20 protein-coding genes are annotated in these 21,990 nt (G+C 70.5%); 12 read left to right on the top strand and 8 right to left on the bottom strand.

Annotated elements, in window-relative coordinates; genetic code table 11:
- Window positions 1-166: 166 nt before the first annotated feature.
- From ACBJ59_RS39475 to ACBJ59_RS39460, 4 genes are all read left to right on the top strand, one after another.
- Window positions 167-1,705, top strand: coding sequence for a long-chain fatty acid--CoA ligase (locus tag ACBJ59_RS39475; RefSeq protein ID WP_375115246.1), 1,539 nt, complete (start codon window positions 167-169; stop codon window positions 1,703-1,705).
- A 201-nt stretch (window positions 1,706-1,906) separates the two neighbouring features.
- A complete protein-coding gene (locus tag ACBJ59_RS39470; protein WP_375115245.1) occupies window positions 1,907-2,866 on the top strand; it encodes a phosphotransferase family protein in 960 nt (319 codons plus the stop codon).
- 125 nt (window positions 2,867-2,991) lie between these two features.
- Complete coding sequence (locus ACBJ59_RS39465; RefSeq protein WP_375115244.1) at window positions 2,992-4,272, top strand: PHB depolymerase family esterase; 1,281 nt, start codon at window positions 2,992-2,994, stop codon at window positions 4,270-4,272.
- A 157-nt stretch (window positions 4,273-4,429) separates the two neighbouring features.
- Entirely contained in the window at window positions 4,430-4,603 is a 174-nt protein-coding gene (locus ACBJ59_RS39460; protein ID WP_364113159.1) for a hypothetical protein, read from the top strand.
- A 72-nt stretch (window positions 4,604-4,675) separates the two neighbouring features.
- Here ACBJ59_RS39460 and ACBJ59_RS39455 read toward each other — a convergent pair whose 3' ends face one another.
- From ACBJ59_RS39455 to ACBJ59_RS39440, 4 genes are all read right to left on the bottom strand, one after another.
- Window positions 4,676-5,935, bottom strand: coding sequence for a class I SAM-dependent methyltransferase (locus tag ACBJ59_RS39455; RefSeq protein ID WP_375115243.1), 1,260 nt, complete (start codon window positions 5,933-5,935; stop codon window positions 4,676-4,678).
- 4 nt (window positions 5,936-5,939) lie between these two features.
- Window positions 5,940-7,289 carry an FAD-binding oxidoreductase gene (locus ACBJ59_RS39450; RefSeq protein ID WP_364113409.1) on the bottom strand — a complete coding sequence of 450 codons (1,350 nt, stop codon included), beginning with the start codon at window positions 7,287-7,289 and terminating at the stop codon, window positions 5,940-5,942.
- A gap of 130 nt (window positions 7,290-7,419) precedes the next feature.
- Entirely contained in the window at window positions 7,420-8,403 is a 984-nt protein-coding gene (locus tag ACBJ59_RS39445; RefSeq protein ID WP_375115242.1) for an NAD(P)-dependent oxidoreductase, read from the bottom strand.
- Entirely contained in the window at window positions 8,400-9,941 is a 1,542-nt protein-coding gene (locus ACBJ59_RS39440; RefSeq protein ID WP_375115241.1) for a serine/threonine-protein kinase, read from the bottom strand. The genes ACBJ59_RS39445 and ACBJ59_RS39440 overlap by 4 nt, the downstream gene beginning before the upstream one ends.
- Window positions 9,942-10,148: 207 nt before the next feature.
- On the opposite strand from ACBJ59_RS39440, the gene ACBJ59_RS39435 reads away from it, so the two are divergent.
- Entirely contained in the window at window positions 10,149-11,270 is a 1,122-nt protein-coding gene (locus ACBJ59_RS39435; RefSeq protein WP_375115240.1) for a CaiB/BaiF CoA transferase family protein, read from the top strand.
- Complete coding sequence (locus tag ACBJ59_RS39430; RefSeq protein WP_375115239.1) at window positions 11,267-12,418, top strand: cytochrome P450; 1,152 nt, start codon at window positions 11,267-11,269, stop codon at window positions 12,416-12,418. The genes ACBJ59_RS39435 and ACBJ59_RS39430 overlap by 4 nt, the downstream gene beginning before the upstream one ends.
- Here ACBJ59_RS39430 and ACBJ59_RS39425 read toward each other — a convergent pair.
- Entirely contained in the window at window positions 12,375-13,598 is a 1,224-nt protein-coding gene (locus tag ACBJ59_RS39425) for an FAD-dependent monooxygenase (protein WP_375115238.1), read from the bottom strand. The two genes, ACBJ59_RS39430 and ACBJ59_RS39425, sit on opposite strands and share 44 nt — an antisense overlap.
- An 80-nt stretch (window positions 13,599-13,678) precedes the next feature.
- Between ACBJ59_RS39425 and ACBJ59_RS39420 the strand changes: the two genes are divergently transcribed.
- Entirely contained in the window at window positions 13,679-14,197 is a 519-nt protein-coding gene (locus ACBJ59_RS39420) for a TetR/AcrR family transcriptional regulator (RefSeq protein WP_375115237.1), read from the top strand.
- Between the two features lies 1 nt (window position 14,198).
- Here the strand turns inward: ACBJ59_RS39420 and ACBJ59_RS39415 are convergent, their stop codons facing one another.
- Entirely contained in the window at window positions 14,199-14,651 is a 453-nt protein-coding gene (locus tag ACBJ59_RS39415; RefSeq protein WP_364113175.1) for a GyrI-like domain-containing protein, read from the bottom strand.
- Between the two features lie 98 nt (window positions 14,652-14,749).
- Between ACBJ59_RS39415 and ACBJ59_RS39410 the strand changes: the two genes are divergently transcribed.
- Window positions 14,750-16,189: a GuaB1 family IMP dehydrogenase-related protein gene (locus tag ACBJ59_RS39410; protein WP_375115236.1), complete on the top strand. Its 1,440-nt coding sequence runs from the start codon at window positions 14,750-14,752 to the stop codon at window positions 16,187-16,189.
- A 15-nt stretch (window positions 16,190-16,204) separates the two neighbouring features.
- Here ACBJ59_RS39410 and ACBJ59_RS39405 read toward each other — a convergent pair whose 3' ends face one another.
- The gene (locus ACBJ59_RS39405) at window positions 16,205-16,960 is read right to left on the bottom strand and encodes an SDR family NAD(P)-dependent oxidoreductase (RefSeq protein ID WP_375115235.1); all 756 of its coding nucleotides are present in this window, start codon (window positions 16,958-16,960) and stop codon (window positions 16,205-16,207) included.
- Between the two features lie 76 nt (window positions 16,961-17,036).
- Between ACBJ59_RS39405 and ACBJ59_RS39400 the strand changes: the two genes are divergently transcribed.
- The 3 genes from ACBJ59_RS39400 (at window position 17,037) to ACBJ59_RS39390 (ending at window position 20,336) form a co-directional block, all read left to right on the top strand.
- Window positions 17,037-17,411, top strand: a complete 375-nt coding sequence (locus ACBJ59_RS39400; RefSeq protein WP_375115234.1) for an FKBP-type peptidyl-prolyl cis-trans isomerase — start codon at window positions 17,037-17,039, stop codon at window positions 17,409-17,411.
- A 152-nt stretch (window positions 17,412-17,563) separates the two neighbouring features.
- Entirely contained in the window at window positions 17,564-19,087 is a 1,524-nt protein-coding gene (locus ACBJ59_RS39395) for an ATP-dependent DNA ligase (protein WP_375115233.1), read from the top strand.
- A 520-nt stretch (window positions 19,088-19,607) separates the two neighbouring features.
- Window positions 19,608-20,336, top strand: a complete 729-nt coding sequence (locus ACBJ59_RS39390) for a septal ring lytic transglycosylase RlpA family protein (RefSeq protein WP_375115232.1) — start codon at window positions 19,608-19,610, stop codon at window positions 20,334-20,336.
- 559 nt (window positions 20,337-20,895) lie between these two features.
- On the opposite strand, the gene ACBJ59_RS39385 is transcribed toward ACBJ59_RS39390, so the two are convergent.
- Window positions 20,896-21,489 (bottom strand): DUF1707 and DUF4870 domain-containing protein, encoded by a 594-nt coding sequence (locus ACBJ59_RS39385; protein WP_375115231.1) that lies wholly within the window; start codon window positions 21,487-21,489, stop codon window positions 20,896-20,898.
- A 133-nt stretch (window positions 21,490-21,622) separates the two neighbouring features.
- Between ACBJ59_RS39385 and ACBJ59_RS39380 the strand changes: the two genes are divergently transcribed.
- On the top strand, window positions 21,623-21,973 hold the full coding sequence (locus tag ACBJ59_RS39380; RefSeq protein WP_375115230.1) for a hypothetical protein: 351 nt from the start codon (window positions 21,623-21,625) through the stop codon (window positions 21,971-21,973).
- The last annotated feature ends 17 nt before the right edge of the window (window positions 21,974-21,990 follow it).

The raw sequence follows: 21,990 nt of genomic DNA, 5'->3' as shown, positions 1-21,990 counted from the left end.
GCTTACTCGACGTAGGCGGGCGCGTCCATATCCAGTTGTGGCACGCGTTGCCTCCGGTGGTCCGTGTTCGGCGGACCGCTGCAGGTGGCGATGAAATTGCCCCTACCAACCGGTATGCACGGCCTGCGAGGATGGCGCCGAAGCCGTTCAGAGGGAGGAAGGCGTCATGCTCAACTTGTCGGTCGTCTTGGAAGACAGCGCCAGGAACACCCCCGACCGCACCGCGATCGTCTTCGGCGACATGCGGCTGCCGTACTCCATGATCGACACGGTCGCCAACCAGGTGGCGAACCTGCTGGTGACGCGCGGCATCGGCAAGGGTGACAAGGTCGCGCTGGCCTGCCCCAACCTGCCGTATTTCCCGTTCGTCTACTACGGCATCCTCAAGGCCGGCGCGACGGTGGTGCCGCTCAACGTGCTGCTGCAGTCGCGCGAGATCGCCTACCACCTCGACGACAGCGACGCCAAGGCGCTGTTCTGCTTCGAGGGCACGCCCGAGCTGCCGCTGGGTGAGCGTGGCAAGGCCGGTTTCGAGGCGGCGCAGGGCTGCGAGCACTTCTTCGTGCTGCCCGCGACCCCGTTGGCGACCGAGTCGGAGTACGGCGAGTCGATCTGGGCCGCGCTCGGCGGGATGGCGGCGGAGTTCGAGACCGTGCAGACGGCGCCCGACGACACCGCGGTGATCCTCTACACCTCGGGCACCACGGGCCAGCCCAAGGGAGCCGAGCTCAGCCACCAGAACATGCTGATGAACTCCATGGTCAGCGACAAGATGTTCCCGCGGGAGGAGGGCGCGGCCGACACCTACCTGGCGGTGCTGCCGCTGTTCCACTCCTTCGGCCAGACCGTCGTCATGAACACGGGCTTCCTGCGCGGCGCCACCGTGGTGCTGATGCCGCGCTTCGAGCCCGGCGAGGCGCTGTCGATCATGGTCAAGGAGAACGTGACGTTCTTCGCCGGGGTGCCCACGATGTACTGGGGCATGCTCACGAAGATCCACGCCGAGGGTGCGGAGGTGCCGCGCTCGGTGCGGGTGGCCGTGGCGGGCGGCGCGTCGTCGCCGGTCGAGGTGCTCAAGGACTTCGAGCAGACGTTCGGCATCGGCATCCTGGAGGGCTACGGCCTGTCGGAGACGTCGCCGGTGGCCAGCTTCAACCAGCTCGGCCGGCCCACCAAGCCCGGCACGATCGGCACCCCCATCTGGGGCGTGGAGATGAAGCTGATCGACGGCGACTGGAAGACCGTCGAGGGCGAGGGCCCCGGCGAGATCGCCATCCGCGGCCACAACATCATGAAGGGCTACTACGGCCGCGCGGAGGCCACGGCCGAGGTCATGAAGGACGGCTGGTTCCGTACGGGCGACATCGCCACGCGCGACGCCGACGGCTACTACTCCATCATCGACCGGGCCAAGGACATGATCATCCGAGGCGGGTTCAACGTCTACCCGCGCGAGCTCGAAGAGGTCCTCATGACGCACGAGGCCGTGTCGCTGGCCGCCGTGGTCGGGGTCGAGCACGAGTCGCACGGCGAGGAGATCAAGGCGTACGTCATCCGCACCCCCGGGACCACGACCACCGAGGACGAGCTGATCGCCTGGGCCAAGGAGAACATGGCGGCCTACAAGTACCCCCGGATCATCGAGTTCCGCGACTCCCTGCCGATGACGGCCACGGGCAAGATCCTCAAGCGCGAGCTCCGGTAGCCGGCCGGTCTCCGATCCTCGAAGGCGCGGGCCCGGCCCGCGCCTTCTTCCTCGCCGGCCCATGGGATGCTCGCGCGACTCTGGTGGCGGGCCGGCCACGCGGGTGGCGGACGACCCGGAGATGGGACATCGCGGGCGGGCGCGGCGCGGGCCTGCTTATCCAGGTGAAGTGACCCCGGACGGGCCGATAGCTTGCTCGGTATGCGCGATCGGCCGGACGACTTCGACGAGGGGCTGCTGCGGCCCGCACTGGGCGAGTGGGAGATCGAGGCCGCCACGCTGGACTACGCGCCGGTCGGGTTCGGCGACTTCCACTGGGTGGCGGCCGACAGGGGCGGGCGGCGCTGGTTCGTCACGGTCGCGGACGTGCGGCGGCGCACGTTCGACGGCCTCCGGCTGGCCATGGAGACGGCGGCGGCGCTGCGCGAGGAGGCGGGCCTGGACTTCGTCGTCGCGCCGCTGCGCGCGGCCGACGGCACGACGCTGCGCCGCCTCGACCGCCACCGGTACGCCATGAGCGTGTTCCCGTACGAGGACGGCACCCCCGGCCACTTCGGCGACGAGCTGCCCGCCGGCGAGCGTGCCCTCGTCATCGACCTGCTGGCCGAGCTGCACGCGACCCCGCCCCCGCTGCCCACCCCCGGCCGCCCGGTGGAGCTGACCGGCCGGGCCGGGCTGGAGCAGGCGCTGCGCGACACGTCCCTGTCCTGGCTCGGCGGCCCGTACGCCGGGCCCGCGCAGGAGCTGATCGCGGACCACGCCGGGGTGCTGCGGCGCGGGCTGGAGGAGTTCGACCGGCTGGCGGGCAGGCCCGGGGAGCCGGTGGTCACGCACGGCGAGCCGCACCCCGGCAACCTGCTGCGCGCCCCCGGCGGGCGGCGGCTGCTGCTGGACTGGGACACGGTCGGGATGGCCGTGCCGGAGCGGGACCTGTGGCTGGTGGCCGGAACCGACGACGACCTCGCCCGGTACGCGGAGGCGACCGGCCGCAAGCCCGACCCCGGCGCCCTGGCGCTCTACCGGCTGCGGTGGGCCCTCGACGACGTGGCGGAGTTCGTGGCGTGGTTCCGGGGGCCGCACGGTGCCACTCCGGACGCCGAGCAGGCGTGGCAGGGCCTCACCGGCACGCTGCGCGAGCTGGCGAAACTTTCATCGTCCTGACCGCCTGAGCCGCGCCTCTTGGCAGCTCATCGCCTTCCGTCTCGGCCGGTCGCCCCTGGCTGTTGCGATGCCGAAATTTTCTGTGGACACTCGCAATGTTTCGGCGGACGAGCGAGAGGAACTCGATGAAGCTGAGAGCTCGAATAGCAAGCGCCGTGATCGCCGCCGCGGCACTGGTGGCCGCCGGGCTGACGGCCGCGCCGCCGGCCTCGTCCGCCCAGCTCACGGAAGTGACCGGCTTCGGTACGAACCCCACCAACTTACGCATGCACCTGTACGTCCCCGACGGTGTCCCCGCCCGGCCCGCGCTGCTGGTGGCCGTACATTACTGCACGGGATCCGGCCCGGCGTTCCACTCCGGCACGGAGTTCGCCTCGCTCGCCGACCGGTACAAGTTCGTGGTCATCTACCCGTCGGCGACCAGGAGCGGCTCCTGCTTCGACGTCTCCTCGCCGCAGGCGCTGCGCCATGACGGCGGCAGCGACCCCGTCGGGATCGTCTCCATGGTCAGGTACGTCCAGCAGCGCCACAACGCCGACCCCGCCCGTACGTTCGTGACGGGCGCCTCCTCCGGCGGCATGATGACCAACGTCCTGCTGGGCGCCTACCCCGACGTGTTCAGGGCGGGGGCGGCGTTCATGGGCGTGCCGTTCGGCTGCTTCGCCACCACCGACGGCTCCAGCTGGAACAGCGCCTGCGCCAACGGCCAGGTCACCAAGACGCCGCAACAGTGGGGCGACCTCGTACGCGCGGCCTACCCCGGGTACACCGGCGCGCGGCCGCGCATGCAGACGTGGCACGGCACCGAGGACACCACGCTGCGCTACCCGAACTTCCAGGAGCAGATCAAGCAGTGGACCGACGTCCACGGCCTGAGCCAGACCCCCAGCCTCACCGACCAGCCCCGATCCGGCTGGGCCCGGACCCGGTACGGCGGCACGGGCACCATGGCCCCGGTCGAGGCGATCAGCCTCCAGGGCGTGGGCCACAGCCTGCCGCAGAGCGGGATGGCGGCCGCGGTGATCGACTTCTTCGGCCTCTCGGAGGGCGGCGACCCCACCACCACGCCGACCACCTCACCCACCCCGCCGACCGGGGCGTGCCGCGTCACGTACACGACGAACGCCTGGAACACCGGCTTCACCGCCGCCGTCACCATCGCCAACACGAGCACGACCCAGGTCTCCGCCTGGAACCTGGCCTTCACCCTGCCGGCCGGCCAGACGATCACCTCGACCTGGAACGCCTCGATCTCGCCGACCAGCGGCCAGGTGACGGCCAGGAACGCCTCCTACAACGCGGCCATCGCCCCGGGGGCGTCCGCGTCGTTCGGCTTCCAGGCCACGCACGGCGGCAACACCGCCCAGCCATCCTCCTTCACCCTGAACGGCACCACCTGCACCTGATGCGCCCCCTCTTGCCTGGCCCGGCGATCTGGTCAGGGGTCGCCGGGCCGGCTCCCTCCCTGAAAACTGCTTCACCTTTACCGGGTTCCCGCTTGCCCCGATGCCGACTGTAGCCATACGGTCACTTTAAGCAGTTGGGAGAGTCTAAGGAGATCACGTGGGCAGGCACGCGAAGCCCCACAATCCCAAGGAGCAGCCGCTGGAGTCACCAGAGGACTCCAGCACGGACGAGCACCATCCCAGCAGGGGGCGGCACGCCAAGGACAGGCACCATCGCATGGCGGCCGGACACGGCGAACAGGCCGATTCCTTGTCCACGTCCGCGGGATAGCGACGGAGCTTGCGTCAACCGCAAGCTCCGTTTCGCTTCAGGCACCGACCCGAGGTGCGGATCGGCGCCGCCTCAGGGCCAGTCGACGGCGGGCCGGAGCGGGACGCCGGAGCGGCCCTGCTGGTCGAGCTTGACGCCCAGCACCTGGTGGAGCTGGACCTTGTTGCGCTCGAAGCCCACGATGCACCCCGCCATGTACAGGGCCCACACCCGGGCCGTGCCCATGCCGACCTCCTGGACCGCGTCGTCCCAGTTGGCGTCCAGGTTGTCGCACCAGTGGCGCAGGGTCTTGGCGTAGTGCTCCCGCAGGTTCTCCTCGTGGCGGATCTCGAAGCCGGTGTCCTCCATCTGCCGGATCAGCCAGCCCACCGACTCCAGCTCACCGTCGGGGAAGACGTAGCGGTTGATGAAGCCGCCCTTGTTGAACGTCTTCTCCTTGCCGGTCGGCCGGGTGATGCAGTGGTTCAGGATGCGGCCGCCGGGCCTGAGCTTGCCGTACAGGAACTGGAAGTACGACGGCACGTTCGCCTTGCCGATGTGCTCCGTCAGGCCGATGGAGCTGACCGCGTCGAAGCCCGACTCCTTGACGTCGCGGTAGTCCATGAAGCGGACCTCCGCCAGGTCCTGCAGGCCCGCGTCGGCGATGGCCTTCTGCGCCCACTCCGCCTGCTGGCGGCTCAGCGTGACGCCGAGCGCCTTGACGCCGTAGTGCTTGGCCGCGTGCATGACCATGCCGCCCCAGCCGCAGCCGACGTCCAGCAGGCGCATCCCCGGCTCCAGGCCGAGCTTGCGGGCCACCAGGTCGAACTTGGCGTACTGGGCCTCCTCCAGCGTCGAGTCCTCCGTCGGGAAGCACGCGCACGTGTAGGCCATGGACGGGCCCAGGACCCACTCGTAGAAGCGGTTGGAGACGTCGTAGTGGTGGTGGATGGCCTCGGCGTCGCGCTGCTTGGCGTGCCGGGAGCCCAGCCGCGCCAGGGTGCTCTGGCGGATCTCCTGCGGTGGCGGCGGCACCCGCATGAGGAGCGGCTTGACGCCCAGCGACCGGACGGCGGCGACCTTCTCGGAGGTCGTCAGGTCGTTGGTGGTGATGTTCCACATCCGGTCCAGCAGCGCGTACAGGTCGCCGTGAACGTCAATGTGACCGGAGATGTACGCCCTGGCCAGGCCCAGTTCCCCCGGTGCCTGGGCCAGGTAGGCCACCGCGATCGGTGATTTGACCTCGAGGGCCAGGTCGGCGCCGTCCGGCCCGGCCTTGCTGCCGTCGTAGGCCATGAACGCGAGGTTCGCTTCCGTGCCGACGATTTTCTCAAAGATGGTTGCGAGAGCCATCAACTCACCTTCCCCGTACACACTTTTCGTACAGGTCCAGCAGGCGACCGTTCGGGTCGTATTCCCGCTTGACCGGCCAATAGGCGTCGCCGTTGTACAGCTGCCAGAACTGCTCACGGGCATAGAACGAGGTCGAGTAGAGCGACTTGTGGCCATCGAGGTCGTGTACAGAAGACTCGATGAGCCGGTTGTAGTAACCGTCGAACCGCCCCCGTGGCAGCGGCACCATTCCCCAGAAACCGAAATTGACGTAGAGCTTGCCCGGCTCGAGCGGGTAGAGCGGCCAGCGGGTCGAGGCCCGCAGCGGGCACATCCACACCGGGGTCATGCCCACCTTGTCGTGGAAGAACTCCAGGAACTCGGCCCCGCGCTCGACCGGGGTCTCGACGTCCTGGATGACCGACTCCTGCACCGGCTGGTCGCGCCACCTGTCGACGCGGGCGGTCAGGCCGTATTTCCGGTCGAGCGCCACCAGGCGCCGGTAGACGTCGGAGCGCATCCAGCGGCGCGGCATGAGCGAGCGGACCACCGGCTGCTGCACGCCGAAGGCGCGCGAGCACCAGAACCAGTCGGTGTCCCAGCGCCACAGGTAGTCGCGGATCGTCAGCCAGTCGCGGCTGCGCTGCCTGATGGACTGGTAGTAGATCCGCATTCCGGTGTAGTCGGAGATGTAGGGAGCGCGCTCGGCGAAGCGGCCGAGCGTGAGGTACATCTCACCGGGGGCGAAGAAGACGCCGTCCACGAAGTCGACGCTCTCGCCGTCGTACACCATGCTGTCGCAGATCTCCTGCATGGCCAGCATGCACTTGCCCGCGTCGGTGAACTTGACGTGGGTGAGATGCACGTACGGCTGGACCTTGCGGAGCTTGATCCGGATGCGCAGGGCGTAGCCGAGCGTCCCGTAGGAGTTGGGGAACGCGCGGAACAGATCGCGGTGCTCGTTGTCGTCGCGGGCCACGACGACGCGCCCGTCCCCGGTGAGGATCTCGAGCTCCTCGACCGACTCGTGCGGCAGCCCGTCCCTGAAGCTGGTGGACTCGATCCCGAGCCCGGTGACGGCGCCCCCCAGCGTGATCGTCTTGAGCTGCGGCACCACATAAGGCATGAGCCCGTGCGGCAGCGTGGCGTCCACCAGGTGCTCGTACGTGGTCATGCCCTGGACCTCGGCCGTCATCGTCTCGGGATCGACGCTGATGACCTCGTCGAGATCCCGGGCCGAGAGCTTGGCCGTCCGCCCGCCGTCGCGGAACCTGAAGAGGTTGGACGTGGACTTGGCCAGCCGGGGCGCGGCGTCGCCGGGGATCGCGGCGTACGACTGCCGGATCTGCTCTACTGCCCGTTGGTGTGTCGACATCGTCGTCGTCACGAAAGCACCCCCTTGAGCTGGTAGAGATCGTCCGTAAGACGGTATCTCCCATGAGCGATCCGGAACAGACCGGGGTCGTTAAAGACACGAAAACTGTTCATCGTGCCAGGTGGATCCCCTACGTGGTAGGCGATTCCGTAAACTTTCGGTTGATCACCGGCGATATTCCGTTAAGCACGCCGTCGACCTCCCGTCCCTCGACGGCGGCGGTCAGATTGTCCAGGGTGGCGGTGAGCAGGCGGCCGGTGGCCTCGGGGGTGACGCCGGCGACGTGCGGTGACAGCAGGACGTTCGGCAGCTCGCGCAGCGGGTCGCCGGCGGGCAGCGGCTCCACGTCGAAGACGTCCAGCGCGGCCCCGCCCAGCCGGCCCTCGCGCAGGGCGGCCACGAGCGCCGGCTGGTCTACCACGCCGCCCCTGGCCGCGTTGACCAGCAGGGCGCCCTGCTTCATGCGGCCGGGGTCGACCAGGCCACGGGTCTCATCCGACAGCGCGATCACGACGACCACGACGTCGCACGCGGACACGAGCGTCTCCAGGTCCTCGAATCCGGGGTCCGGGCGCGGGGTGCGCGTCCAGTAGGACACCTGGCAGCCGAGCGCGCGGAACATCTCCGCGCAGGTGGCGCCGATCGGGCCGTAGCCGACGATGCCCACGCGCCGGCCGCGCAGCTCGTGGGGCTGCAGCCCCTGCTGCGGCCACTCCCCCGCGCGTACGGCGGCGTCGGCGGCGGCCAGCTTGCGCGACAGCGACATCGTGGCGGCCAGGCACCACTCGGAGACCGCCACCGCGCTGACCCCGGGCGTGTTGGCCAGCGGCACCCCGGCCGCGGCCAGGGCGTCCAGGTCGTGGCCGTCCACGCCCACCGACGGCTGCTGCACGAACGCCAGCCGGGGCGCCGCCCGGACCGCCCCGGCGTCCATGACCAGCGTGCCCGTCCAGTCGCCGAGCACGATCTCGGCCTCCGGCAGCGCCGCGAGGAGCGCGTCGCGGTCACGGGAGGCGGGCACGCGCACCGCCACCCGATCGCCGAGCGGCGCCAGCAGGCGGCGCATGACCTCTTCGGGCAGCGGTGGCAGTGCGAGCAGGTTCCAGGGGCTCATGCCCCAACAGTAAAGCTGTTGATCACCTGTCGCATAAGGGCCCGGTTGCGCCGCCACTGGTTCTCGGTGACGGTCCAGGACAGCAGGTAGGCGGTGTCGCCGATGGCGACGGCCCGGCGTACCTCGTGGTAGCGGGTGCCCGGCCGCTGCCACGGCGCGTCGCCGGCCGCGCCCGCCGTCCAGGAGAACTCCCACTCCACCGCCGGCACGCCCTGGTGCGTCACCGTCCGCCGGGCGCGGTTGACGACGTTCTGGGCGGTCTCCGCGAGGGTCTCCTGGGAGTTGCGGATGAGCTGGCTCGGGTCGAGGTTGGAGTAGACGGCCTCGACCCCGAGGTGGGCGTTGCCGTCCCTGCGGGTCCACTCCGTGTACGCCTCGGCGCGCGCTCCCCGCCAGCCGGTCGGCCGCATGATCGACCAGCCGTCCCGCGACCTCCACGCCCGCACGGCGGGCACGACCCTGCTCACGCTGGGCGTCGGTGTCGCGGAGGGCGTCGCGCCCTGCGTGGTCGGCGCGGCGGTCGGGGTGAGCGGGGCGGTCGCCGCGGCCGGCTGAGCGGTCGCGCGCGGCGTGCCCTCGGCCGGGGAGGCGATCCTGAAGTACGCGACCGCGCCGCCCGTCAGCACCAGCACCACCGCCGCGGCCGCCGCGAGCAGCGCCCGGCCGGGACCCTCGCCCTTCTTCCGCTCCGGCGGGTCGAGGTCGGCGGAGGCGGGCCTGGCCGCGGCGATGGCCGCCAGCAGCCGGTCGGCCTCCTCGGCGGTCACCCGGTCCTGGGGCTCCTTCCGGAGCAGCCCCTTCAGGATCGGGTGCATGGCCGGCGGGATCCGGCGGTAGTCGGGCTCCTCGGTGAGCAGCGCGTTGAGCGTGGCCATGGGGTCGCCGCGCTCGAACGGCGAGCGGCCGACCATGCACGCGTACAGCGTGGCGCCCAGCGACCACAGGTCGGAGGCCGGTCCCGCGTTCTCGGCGCGGACCCGTTCCGGGGCCAGGAAGCTCGGCGAGCCCGTGACCATGCCGGTCCTGGTCAGCGACGCGTCACCCTCGACCGTGGCGATGCCGAAGTCCATGAGGACGGCGCGGCCGTCGTCCGCCAGCAGGATGTTGCTCGGCTTGACGTCGCGGTGCAGGATGCCCGCCTCGTGGGCGGTCCGCAGCGCGGACAGCACCTGCCGGCCCAGGTCCGCGGCCTCTCGCACCGGGAGTGCGCCCGTGGTGAGCACGACCTGCTCGACCGACGGATGGCTGACCAGCTCCATCACGATCCACGGCCGGCCGCCCTCCTCGACCACGTCGTAGACGGCGACGACGGAGGGGTGGTTCAGCTTGGCCGCGGTGCGAGCCTCGCGGGCGGTCCTTAACAGCTGACGCTCCTGGTCGCCCGGCGACAGGCCGTCCGGCAGCAGCACTTCCTTGATGGCCACCTGCCGGTTCAGCAGTGTGTCGCGGCCTTCCCAGACCACGCCCATCCCCCCGCGGCCCAGTTCGCGCACTAACTGGTAGCGCCCTGCGATGAGCCGGTTGCTATCCGAAACCATGTCCTACCCCTGTATCGGCGCAAGCGCCTGATGCGGCATCGAACGCCTGCTGCAGACGGTCGCTGAACGCACCCGTCTTCAGACCACCCGAACAGTGGGCAAGTTTCCCATACCTCCCACCACTTCGCCGGGAGGTCGCCAAGGCCGCTTGCACCAGATCACCGAATGTTGTTCTACTGAGGCAGGGTCCAGAGCAAGGAGAAGTCGATGCCAGAGGTTCGCCGGGGTCCGCTGTCCGGGGTGCGCGTGCTGGAGCTCGCGGGGCTCGCACCGGGGCCGTTCGCGGGGATGATGCTAGCCGATCATGGGGCGGATGTCCTGCGGGTGGACCGGGTGAAGGCGGTTTCCGACCGTCCGCGGACGGATGTCATGGACCGCGGCAAGCACACGATCGGCCTGGACCTGAAGGCGCCCGAGGGCGTGGCGGCGTTCAAGGAGCTGGTACGCCACGCCGACGTCGTGATCGAGGTGTTCCGCCCGGGCGTGGCGGAGCGGCTCGGCATCGGGCCCGACGACCTGCACGCGGTGAACGAGCGGCTGATCTACGGCCGGATGACCGGGTGGGGGCAGGACGGGCCGCTCGCCCCGACGGCCGGGCACGACATCGACTACATCGCCGTCTCCGGCGTGCTGTCGATGCTCGGGCGCGAGGGGGACAAGCCGACGCCGCCGATCAACATCCTGGGCGACTTCGCCGGGGGCGGGCTCATGCTGGCGTACGGCGTGCTGCTGGCCCTGTTCGAGCGCGAGCGCACCGGCAGGGGCCGGGTGATCGACGCGGCCATGGTGGACGGGGCGGCGATCCTGTTCTCGATGTTCTACCAGGGGGTCCAGAGCGGACACTGGGGCCCGCGGGGCACGAACCTGCTGGACACCGGCGCCCCCCAGTACGACACGTACGAGACCGCCGACGGGCAGTACGTGGCCGTCGGCTCGCTGGAGCCGCAGTTCTGGGAGGCGATGGTGTCCCTCATGGGCCTGACCGACCTGCCCGACAGGAACGACCGGGCGCAGTGGCCCGCGCTGAAGGCCCGCCTGGCGGAGGAGTTCGGGAAGCGGACCCGGGCCGAGTGGGAGGCGGTCTTCGAGGGCTCCGACGCCTGCGTCTCGCCCGTGCTGTCCATGTCCGAGGCCGCCGGCCACCCGCACAACACCGCCCGCGGCTCCTTCGTCGAGATCGGCGGCGTCACCCATCCGACGCCCGCGCCCCGCCTGCTCGGCGTGCCCACCCAGGACCTCTCTCCCGCCACCCGCCTGGCCGATTTGTCCGGCTGGGGCCTGTCGCAGGAGGAGGCGGACAAGCTACGCGGCCAAGGAGTGCTGGCATGATCGACTTACTCGACGGCGACCTGTACGCCGGTGACCCCACCCCCGTGTACGCCTGGCTGCGCGAGCACGCCCCCGCCTACTACGACGCGGCCAACGGCCTGTGGGGCATCTCCCGCCACGCCGACATCTCGGCCGTCGAACGCGACCCGCAGCTGTGGACCAGCACCGTCGGCTACCGCCCCCAGTTGCCCTCAGAGCCGTCCATGATCGGGCTGGACGATCCCGAGCACGCCGAGCGCCGCCGGCTCGTCTACCGCCGTTTCACGCCCCGCCACGTACACGAGCGCTACGCCGCCCGCGTCCGCGAGGTCGTCGTCGAGCTGCTCACCCGCGCCCTGGAGAAGGGCGCCGTGGACGTGGTGCCCGAGCTGGCGGCGCCGCTGCCGGCCCGGATGATCGGCTGGCTGCTCGGGTTCCCCGACGAGGACTGGCCCAGGCTGAAGCACTGGTCGGAGACCACCATCGTCGCGGGGGGCGGCCTGCGCTACGTGACGCACGAGGCCGCCGTGGCCGCCGGCGAGTACGGGCAGGCGGTGCTGGAGCTGGCCGCCGAGCGCCGTGCCCACCCGCGCGACGACCTGCTGTCCGTGTGGTGCGCCAGCCCCGGCTACGACGACGAGAGCCTGGCCAACGACGCGCTGCTGCTGCTCGACGGCGGCGCCGAGACCACCCGGACGGTCATCGCCACCGCGATCGACGCGCTGATCCGCCATCCGGACCAGTGGCGGCTGCTGCGCGAGGACCGGGGGCTCGTCGAGGGGGCGGTGGAGGAGTTCATCAGGTGGACCACGCCGATACTCAACATGTGCCGCGCGGCCACCCGGGACACCACCCTGCACGGGCAGGAGATCCGCGAGGGGCAGCAGGTGCTGCTCATGTACGGGTCGGCGAACCGGGACCCCGAGGTGTTCACCGACCCGGACGTCTTCGACGTGACCAGGAAACCGGGCGGGCACATCGCGTTCGGCCTGGGCACGCACTTCTGCCTGGGCGCCGCGCTGGCCAGGCTGGAGCTGCGGATCTTCTTCGAGGAGTGGCTCGACCGGGTGGGGACGGCCTCCTACGCGGACGCGGAGGGTCCGCGGATCCTGCCCAACGCCTTCGTCAGGGGCGTGACGTCGTTCCCTGTCGTGCTGCGTAGTCCTTGAGCATGATCGAGTCGTGCAGCCGCACGCCCTTGCTGCCGGCCTTGACCGCGGCCCTGGTCAGCGCGACGGGCAGGCGGTTCACCAGGCGCGCCCCCCGGGTCAGCGCCCACAGGTCGAACCTGCTGCCTGGCACGATGCCGCGGGCCGCGCGGACGGCGAAGGCGCGGCTGCGGCGCACGTACTCGCCCAGTTCGGCCTCGTACGCCGGGAAGGCCCGCGTGTGGTCGCCGCCGTGCGCGGCCAGCTCGCCCGCCAGCACGTACGCCCCCACGACCGCCAGGCTCGTGCTCCCCCCGACCGCCGGCCCCGGGCAGTAGCCGGCGTCGCCCACCAGCGTCACCCGGCCGCGCGACCAGGTGTCCAGGCGGAGCTGGGTGATCGAGTCCATGTAGAACGCCGGCGCGCGGTCGATCTCCTCCAGGATCCTCGGCACCTGCCAGCCCAGGCCCCCGAAGCGCTCGCGCAGCAGCTCCTTCTGCCGGGCGACGTCCCGGTGGTGGTAGTCGAGCGGCTCCGGGGTCCTGAACAGGAACCCCGCCCGCGCGTCGTCCATGTGCACCGCGCTGTACAGAGCCGCCATCCAGCCCACCCCGGCCATGCCCTCCATCCGATCGTCGAGCCCGAGGAAGTCCGGCACCGTGGCGACGGCCAGGTAGGCGCCGATCCACGTGGTGAAGCGCGACTCGGGGCCGAAGACCAGGCGGCGGACGTTGGAGTGCAGGCCGTCGGCACCCACCACGAGGTCGTAGGCGCTCGTCCGGCCGCTGTCGAACGCCACCTCCCCGTCGTCGGAGACGGACGCGATGGAGTCGCCGAAGACGTAGTCCACGTCGTGCCGGGTCGCCTCGTAGAGAATCTCGCTCAGATCGTCGCGCATGATCTCGACGTGCCGGTCGGAGACGGCGGCCATCACGCGCCGCAGCTCCAGCTCCACCGGCCGGCCGCCGCCCTCCGTGTGGAGGGTGAGCCACTGCGTGCCGGTCTTGGCCGCCAGCACCGGCTCCAGGACGCCCATCCGCTCGACGATGTCCATCGCCGGCCTGAACAGATCGACCGCGTGGCCGCCCGCCTTCCTGAGCGCCGGGGCCCGTTCGACGACGGTGACCTCGAAGCCGTACCTGCGCAGCCAGTACGCCAGCACCGGCCCCGCCACGCTCGCACCCGAGACGAGAACCTTCATCGCTCTCTCCTTACCTATCGTTAAGTAAGCACGCTAGCACGATGGCTTACTTAACGGTAGGTAAGGGATAGTCTTTGCCCATGCCCAGTGACACCAAGGCACGCATCCAGGCGGTGGCGCGCGAGCTGTTCGTGCGGCAGGGCGTGCAGAACACCAGCCTCCGCCAGATCTCCGAACGGCTGGGCATCACCAAGCCCGCGCTCTACTACCACTTCTCCTCACGCGACGACCTGGTGCGCAGCATCGTGCAGCCGATGGTGGAGGACATCGAGCGCTTCGTCCGCGACCGCCGCTCCGGCGACCCGCGACAGCTGCTGGACGACTACTTCGAGCTGATCTGGCGGCACCGGGACGTGCTCGTGATGATGATCCGCGAGCTGTCCACGCTGAGCTATCTGGACCTGGGCACGCGCATGTTCGAATGGCGGCGCGAGCTGATCGCCATGCTGCTGGGGCCCGAGCTGACGCAGGCGCAGCACATCCGGGCGACGGTGGCGCTGGGCGGCATGTCGGACTGCGCGGTGGAATATGCGCACCTGCCGCTGGAGGAGGTCAAGCCGACGGCCGTCGAGGCGGCGGCCGTCGTGCTCGGCATCTGACTCAGACCGCGATGTAGAGATCCACCCCGTCGGGGTGGTGCACCTCCAGATCCGTCGTGAACGCCCGCGACGGCGTGCCGCCCGACTCGGTGTGCTTCCACAGCTGCTGCCACGCCTCCACCAGCGCCTGCGGCATCTGACCGCGGACCTCCAGCTTCAGCGCCTGCCCGGCCGGCACGCGCACCGCGACCATGCCCTCCGGCAGCCGGGGCACGGTGCGCACCCCGGTGCCGACGATCTGCGTGTAGGCGCCGTGGTGATCGCTCTCGTAATCGGTCAGCACGGCATAAAGATTCTCGTCCACGCGACCGGGAACATGCGCGAAAGCCCCCGGCGCGCCCGCCCGCTGCCAGAGCGCCGGAAGCCTGGCCCGGCCCGGATCCATTTCGTCGGCGTTGGTGGTGCGTACGGCGAAGCCGACCACTACCAGCTCGGCCCGTTCGATGACGTTCACAGGCCCTCCCCTCCCCCAAAAGTGTCCCGGCCGATCATAAGCCCCCGAGAAAGGGGGAAACCCCTTGTTGAACCTGTCACCACATAAGATGGATGAACGTGAAATTTCTCAACGACCTCGAGCCCCATTACGACCTGACCTATAGCGACGTTTTCATGGTCCCGTCGCGTTCTGCGGTCGGTTCCCGGCTCGCAGTCGATCTCTCGACGAACGACGGCACGGGCACCACCATCCCGATCGTCGTGGCGAACATGACCGCGGTCGCCGGCCGGCGCATGGCCGAGACCGTGGCCCGGCGGGGCGGCATCACCGTCATCCCGCAGGACATCCCCCTGGACGTCGTGGCGAACGTCGTCGACTGGGTCAAGAAGCGCGATCTCGTCCACGACACGCCGCTCACGCTCACCCAGCACGACACCGTCGGCGAGGCCCTGCAGCTGCTGCCTAAGCGGTCGCACAACGCGGTCGTCGTGGTCGACTGGGAGAACCGGCCCGTCGGCGTGGTGACCGAGGCCGACTGCCAGGGCGTGGACATGTTCACCCAGCTCTCGCACGTCATGTCGAGCGAGCTGCTCACGCTGCCCGCCGGGCTCGACCCGCGCGGGGCCTTCGAGCGGCTGCACGAGGGCCGGCACCGGCTGGCCCCCATCGTGGACGAGGACGGGCGGCTGGTCGGCATCCTCACCCGTACGGGCGCGCTGCGCGCCACGCTCTACGAGCCGGCCGTGGACGCCCAGGGGCGGCTGCGCATCGCGGCCGCCGTGGGCGTGAACGGCGATGTGGCCGCCAAGGCCAAGGAGCTGCTCGAGGCCGGCGTCGACTGCCTGGTCGTGGACACCGCGCACGGCCACCAGGACAAGATGATCTCGGCCCTGCGCGCCGTCGCCGCCCTCGATCCCGGCGTGCCGGTCGCGGCGGGCAACGTGGTTACCGCCGCCGGCGTGCGCGACCTGGTGGCCGCCGGGGCGGACATCCTCAAGGTCGGGGTGGGGCCGGGCGCCATGTGCACCACCCGGATGATGACCGGGGTGGGGCGGCCGCAGTTCTCGGCCGTGCTGGAGTGCTCCGCCGAGGCGCGCCGCCTGGGGCGGCACGTGTGGGCCGACGGGGGCGTACGGCATCCGCGCGACGTGGCGCTGGCGCTGGCGGCCGGGGCGTCGAACGTGATGATCGGGTCCTGGTTCGCGGGCACGTACGAGTCGCCGGGCGACACGCACACCGACGCCAACGGGCGCAAGTACAAGGAGAACTTCGGCATGGCCTCCGCGCGGGCCGTCCGGCTGCGGACCGCCGAGGACTCGGCGTTCGACCGGGCCAGGAAGTCGCTGTTCGAGGAGGGCATCTCGACGTCCAGGATGTACCTGGACCCGAAGCGGCCGAGCGTGGAGGACCAGATCGACGCGATCGTGGCCGGGTTGCGGTCGTCGTGCACGTACGCGGGGGCGTCGAACCTGGAGGAGTTCCACGCGCAGGCGGTCGTCGGGATCCAGAGCTCGTCCGGGTACGCGGAGGGCATGCCGCTGCACCAGAGCTGGTAACCGGCTCGTACCGGCTCAGGTCCGGCGCCACCCGCCCGCGGCGTTGATCCCGCCGTCCACGTGCACCGTCGTCCCCGTCACGAACCTCGCCAGGTCGCCGGCCAGGAACACGGCCGCCCCCGCCGCGTCGCAGGGCTCGCCGAGGTGGCCGAGCGGCGGGATGCGTACGGGGTCGTACGGCAGCGGGCGGGCCAGCATCCGCTCGCGCACGCCCGACTCGCCCTCGGTCCGGAGGGCGTCGGGCGCGATCGCGTTCACCCTGATGCCCTTCGGGGCCAGCTCCAGCGCCAGCGACTTCGTCAGGCTCTCGATGGCCGCCTTCATCGCCGCGTACACCGCGAACCCCGGCGCCGCCTGGTGCGCCTCGCTCGAGGTCACGTTGATGATCGACGCGCCCGGGCGCATCATCGGCAGCAGCCGCCGGATCATGCCGGTGACCTGCGTGAAATTCTCCTCGATGAGGACCTGCTCGCCGCGCGGCGAGGTGTCGGCGAACCCCGCGTGGAAGGTGCCGCCCGCGTTGTTGACCAGCACGTCGACCCGGCCCCAGCGCTCGCGTACGGCCTGGGCGAACACCTCCACCGCCACCGGGTCGCGCACGTCGAGCGTCATCGCCAGCTCGGCGTCCGGCTTGTCGCGGTCGCAGACGGCGACGTGCGCGCCGAACGCGGCGAACGCCTCGGCGATCGCCAGGCCGATCCCCCTGGCGGCTCCGGTGACGACGGCCACGCGGCCGGTGAGCAGGAACGCGTCGGGAGAAAGGGCGGCCATGAACGATGACGATATCCCGACCGCATAGAGTCGTCGGGTCCATTCTCATCGTCAACAATGCCAACAGGAGCACTTCGTGGCACTCGAAAAGCCCGAGATCGACTTCCCGGGTGGCAACCCGCCCGCGGACCTCGAGATCGAGGATCTGACCGTGGGCGACGGCCCGGAGGCCAAGCCCGGCCAGAACGTCAAGGTCCACTACGTGGGCGTCTCGTTCTCGACCGGGGAGGAGTTCGACGCGTCGTGGAACCGCGGCCAGCCGTTCGACTTCCCCCTGGGCGCCGGGCGCGTCATCGGGGGCTGGGACCAGGGCGTCGCGGGCATGAAGGTCGGCGGCCGGCGCAAGCTGGTCATCCCGCCGCACCTCGGCTACGGCCAGCGTGGCGCCCCGCCGCGCATCAAGCCGAACGAGACGCTCATCTTCGTCGTCGACCTGCTCGGCGTCAGCTGACGTCCGCGGACGTCAGCTGAGGTCCGCACGGCGTCGCCTGACGGCCGCACGGCGTCGGCCCATGCGGGGCCGGCGCCGCCCCCCACCGACACTCAGCGGATACGCCGAGATCGGGTGGGGAAAATGTCGCCGCCGTGAGGCACCATAGGCGTGTGCTTCTGATCGACGTGGTCCGGGTTTCCGAGGCGGTGACGCGCACGTCCGCCAGGCTCGGCAAGATCGGCCACCTGGCGGAGCTGCTGGGCCGGGTGGGCCCGGACGAGGCGGAGATCGCCATCTCCTACCTCTCGGGCGAGCTGCCCCAGCGGCAGGTGGGCGTGGGCTGGCGCACGCTGGAGGACGTCCCCGAGCCCAAGCTGGCCGCCACCGCCACGCTGACCGCGGTCGACGAGCTGCTGAGCCGGATCAAGGCCGTCTCCGGGCAGGGCTCGCAGGCGGCGCGCAAGGCTCTGGTCGCCGAGCTGTTCGCGGGCCTGACGAGCCAGGAGCAGCAGTTCATGCGGCGGTTGCTGCACGGGGAGCTTCGGCAGGGCGCGCTCGACGGCGTGATGATCGAGGCCGTGGCCAAGGCGTCCGGCGCGCCGTCGGCCGACGTGCGGCGGGCGCTCACGCTGCGCGGCTGGCTCCCCGCTGTCGGGGCGGCCGCGCTGACCGGCGGGGTGCCGGCGCTGCACGCGTTCCGGCTGGAGGTGGGGCGGGCGGTCTCGCCCATGCTGGCGGGCAGCGCGCCCAACGTGGCCGCCGCGCTGGAGAAGGCGGGCACCCCCGCCGCGCTGGAGTGGAAGCTCGACGGCGTGCGCGTGCAGGCCCATCGCTCCGGCCCCGAGGTGCGGGTCTTCACCCGCACCCTCGACGACATCACGCCGCAGGTGCCCGAGGTGGTCGAGGCCGTCCTGGAGATGCCGTCCGACGACCTGGTCCTCGACGGCGAGGTGCTGGCCCTGCGACCGGACGGCCGGCCGCACCCGTTCCAGGTGACGGCGAGCCGCGTCTCCAGCAAGACCGACGTGGCGCGGTTGCGCGAGCGGACGCCGCTGAGCGTGTTCTTCTTCGACGCCCTGCGGGTCGACGGCGCCGACCTGCTCGACCTGCCCTACTCCCGGCGCCAGGAGGCCCTCGCCCATGCGGCCCCGCAGGGCCTGCTGACGCCGCGGCTGGTGACGGGCGACGTGGCTGAGGCGGAGAAGTTCTTCACCGACGTGGTGAAGGCCGGGCACGAGGGCCTGGTCGTCAAGTCCCTCGCCTCTCCCTACGCGGCCGGGCGGCGGGGGGCGGGCTGGATCAAGGTCAAGCCGCGCCACACGCTCGACCTGGTGGTCCTGGCGGCCGAGTGGGGTCACGGCCGCCGCGAGGGCAAGCTGTCCAACCTCCACCTGGGCGCCCGCGACCCCGAGGGCGGGTTCGTGATGCTCGGCAAGACCTTCAAGGGGCTCACGGACGAGCTGCTGGCCTGGCAGACCGAGCGCTTCCTCGAGCTGGCCGAGGGCCCCACCGACGAGTGGACGGTCACGCTGCGGCCGGAGCTGGTCGTGGAGATCGCCTTCGACGGGGTGCAACGCTCGCCCCGCTACCCCGGGGGCATGGCCCTGCGCTTCGCCCGGGTGCTGCGCTACCGGCCGGACAAGCGGGTCGAGGACGCCGACACGGTCGAGACGGTGCGCTCGCTCATGCTGTAGGCAAGGTGTGTCAGCGGTGCCGCCCTGACGTGCGGGCTGTGGCGGGAGACGAGGGCCGCGGCAGAGGATCACACCGCACCGAGACAGCGGGCGAGGCGACGCCGTGTGTCGCCACCTGCGCAGGAGGCCTGCCCTGCCAGGAGAGATCTCACCCTGGGACGACACCCAAGAACGTGGCAGGCGGCACCCGGACGCCCATCCAGCCCTGCCATGCCTCCCCATCAACCCGATGCAGCGGTCGAACGGGTCTCCACACACCTCACCGATCGCCCTCTTCCCATGTTCTCCGGAAACCGGAAGATCCACGGCGTACGCTCGGCGGTCTGGGCAAACCTGCGGCATAAGTGAGATATATCACTTGATGTCCCATTAAGTTACCTTTACCGGCTCTTTGTCCCTTATGTTCGTCCTCACTGCGCGGGACCCCCCGTCCCGCCCGCGGATCGGCCGCCGAGCGCCCCCACCCCCTCCCGGCCCGGCCTTTCCCTGCCCTATCCCCTAGCTAGGACCGTGGTTTACCTTGGGCCAGCACTCCCGCACGCCGTCCCCCCAGGACCGCAAAGCCCCAGCGAGCAAGCGCCGCTGGACCACCGTCGCAGCCGGCGCGGCCGTCCTTGCCGCCGCCTCGACCACCGCCTGGGCCGCCATCGGCAACGACGACTCCCCCAAGCGCACGGCGGTCGTCAACCCGCCTCCCTTCGCCCCCGGCACCGCCAGGACGACCCCGAACCCGGCCGCGGCCTCGAACGAGGCCGCCCGCCACCACACCCCGAAGCCGTCATCCCCGGCCCCCAAGCCCCCGGCAGCCGCCCAGCCGAACGCGACGGCCTCCCCGGCCACCACCAGGTCCCCACAGCCCGCCAAGACCACGGCCCCGGCCAAGACCTCGGCGACCCCGGAGAGCTCGGAAACCGCCGAGACCTCCGTGAGGTCCCGGACCACGAAGCCCAAGTTCCGCGTGCTCTCGTCCGGCGCCTGCGGCGCCTCCTACTACGGCGAACCCCAGATGACGGCCAGCGGCGAACGCTTCAACCCCGCCGCCATGACGGCCGCCCACAAGACCCTGCCGCTGGGCAGCAAGGTACGCGTCACCAACCCGAACAGCGGCGATTCCGTCACGGTCCGCATCAACGACCGAGGCCCGTACATCGGCGGCCGCTGCCTCGACCTGTCCAGGGCCGCCTTCGCCGCCATCGGCAACATCAGCGCAGGGGTGATGCGCGTCAAGTACGAGGTGCTCGGCCGCTGACCACCGCCCGCCTCGCATGGCCACCGCCCGCCTCGCATGGCCACCGCCCGCCTCGCATGGCCACCGCCCGCCTCGCATGGCCACCGCCCGCCTCGCATGGCCACCGCCCGCCTCGCATGGCCACCGCCCGCCTCGCATGGCCACCGCCCGCCCGCGTGGCCTCGCGGCTCCGTGTCGCGGCTTCGCTTGGCCATTGCGCGTCTTCGTGCGTTCAGTTCCACACACCAACCCCTTCGCCCCACCTTGCGGAAACGATCTCCACGCAGCACGCAGAGCCCATCTCCGGCTACGTGAGACGACAGGAGCAACCGCAAAGGGGCGATCACGCGAGATGCGTGACGGCCGGCACACAGCGATCACGCGCTACCGGAATAGGCACACCGGTTGAACGGCGAGCGGCGGATCAACCCTTAGTCGTTACATTTGCGCAGGTCAAAAGGCGAAAGTCGCAATCCGGTGGTCGTGGAAAAGCCGTCCGCCCCGCCGAGGCCAGGGGCCTTCGCGGGGCGGAAATTCAGGCTGTGGTGGCGGAAAGGTCATCTCCGGTCGGTGGCGGCGGTCACTTCACCATGCGAATCGTCAGCGGGTAACGGAAATTGCCCTCGGTCAGCGCCGCGACGCCACCGACGATGGAGAGGATCACGGCCGCGACCCAGATGAACGGCACGAGCACGATGCCGATGAAGGTCAGCGGGAGAAGTACCGAAGCCCCCACCACGGTGATCTGGAAGTTGAGCGCCTCCAGGGCGTGCTTGCGGATGTAGGGCGAGGTCTTGCCGCCGGTGAGCAGCAGGAGCAACGGCCCGACGATCGGGAAGCCGACGACGGAGAGCAGATGGGCGAGGGCGCCGCCGAGGCGCTCGTTGCTCTCCGTCGGACCGTGGGTTCGGACCGGTGGCGGCAGCGGGGCGGGCCGGACAACGGCCTCCGAGCCGTACAGCTCGCTCATGATGGGCATCAGATCACCGTGCGTGCGCGCCGTCATGGCGCGCTCCAGCCGGTCGTCGAACTCGAGCTTGTCGAAGCGGCCCTCCGCGTACGCGGCCTTGACATGCTCGACCACGTTCTCTCGGTCCTGGTTGGTGACGCGCAGTTGAGCTGGCGGCACCTGTCCCGGCCCGGGGGTTTTCGGTACCCCAGCCATAATCGCCATGCCTCTCCTTAGAGAATCGGACTGTCACCACTCATACTGCGTCCCGCGAACGTCAGGTGCCATCGGGAGAATCCCGGATTTGTCCCCTAGATCATCCCCGACGCAGGGGCTCCAGACGGTATAAAAAGGATTCATGAGATGGCGAGACCGCTACGGCATTCGTCGACTGCGCGGCCGAAAGATCGCGAAGTTCGACCGCGAGGCGACAGACGCCGACATCGAGGCGCTCATCGCCTTTGCTCGTTCACGGCGTGGTGTCGAGTTTTACGTCGAGCCAGAGACTTTTGCCACTGACACGACCGCCGTCGCGGTGGCCGACGACGGCGAGTGGACCAGGCGCAGGGTCGGCTCCCCCGCGGTGATCCACAAGGTCGCCCGCGATCTTGCGTTGCCCGTGTACGACGTTCAGCTCACTGGATATCCGCAGCGTATGCGTGCCTACAACGAGCGGCGCAGGAAGGAAGAAGGCGGAGGCGGCCTCTAGGCTTCCCCTTCGGTAGC

Source organism: Nonomuraea sp. MTCD27, from assembly GCF_041950495.1.
GTDB lineage: Bacteria > Actinomycetota > Actinomycetes > Streptosporangiales > Streptosporangiaceae > Nonomuraea.
The sequence above is the reverse complement of the archived record's forward strand: the minus strand, read 5'-3'. Positions and strand labels throughout refer to the sequence as shown.

Excerpts from the sequence above, each read along its gene's own strand:
- ACBJ59_RS39475 (WP_375115246.1), top strand. The coding sequence starts at position 167 with ATGCTCAACTTGTCGGTCGTCTTGGAAGACAGCGCCAGGAACACCCCC.
- ACBJ59_RS39470 (WP_375115245.1), top strand. The coding sequence starts at position 1,907 with ATGCGCGATCGGCCGGACGACTTCGACGAGGGGCTGCTGCGGCCCGCA.
- ACBJ59_RS39465 (WP_375115244.1), top strand. The coding sequence starts at position 2,992 with ATGAAGCTGAGAGCTCGAATAGCAAGCGCCGTGATCGCCGCCGCGGCA.
- ACBJ59_RS39455 (WP_375115243.1), bottom strand. The coding sequence starts at position 5,935 with ATGGCTCTCGCAACCATCTTTGAGAAAATCGTCGGCACGGAAGCGAAC.
- ACBJ59_RS39450 (WP_364113409.1), bottom strand. The coding sequence starts at position 7,289 with ATGTCGACACACCAACGGGCAGTAGAGCAGATCCGGCAGTCGTACGCC.
- ACBJ59_RS39445 (WP_375115242.1), bottom strand. The coding sequence starts at position 8,403 with ATGAGCCCCTGGAACCTGCTCGCACTGCCACCGCTGCCCGAAGAGGTC.
- ACBJ59_RS39440 (WP_375115241.1), bottom strand. The coding sequence starts at position 9,941 with ATGGTTTCGGATAGCAACCGGCTCATCGCAGGGCGCTACCAGTTAGTG.
- ACBJ59_RS39435 (WP_375115240.1), top strand. The coding sequence starts at position 10,149 with ATGCCAGAGGTTCGCCGGGGTCCGCTGTCCGGGGTGCGCGTGCTGGAG.
- ACBJ59_RS39430 (WP_375115239.1), top strand. The coding sequence starts at position 11,267 with ATGATCGACTTACTCGACGGCGACCTGTACGCCGGTGACCCCACCCCC.
- ACBJ59_RS39425 (WP_375115238.1), bottom strand. The coding sequence starts at position 13,598 with ATGAAGGTTCTCGTCTCGGGTGCGAGCGTGGCGGGGCCGGTGCTGGCG.
- ACBJ59_RS39420 (WP_375115237.1), top strand. The coding sequence starts at position 13,679 with ATGCCCAGTGACACCAAGGCACGCATCCAGGCGGTGGCGCGCGAGCTG.
- ACBJ59_RS39405 (WP_375115235.1), bottom strand. The coding sequence starts at position 16,960 with ATGGCCGCCCTTTCTCCCGACGCGTTCCTGCTCACCGGCCGCGTGGCC.
- ACBJ59_RS39385 (WP_375115231.1), bottom strand. The coding sequence starts at position 21,489 with ATGGCGATTATGGCTGGGGTACCGAAAACCCCCGGGCCGGGACAGGTG.
- ACBJ59_RS39380 (WP_375115230.1), top strand. The coding sequence starts at position 21,623 with ATGAGATGGCGAGACCGCTACGGCATTCGTCGACTGCGCGGCCGAAAG.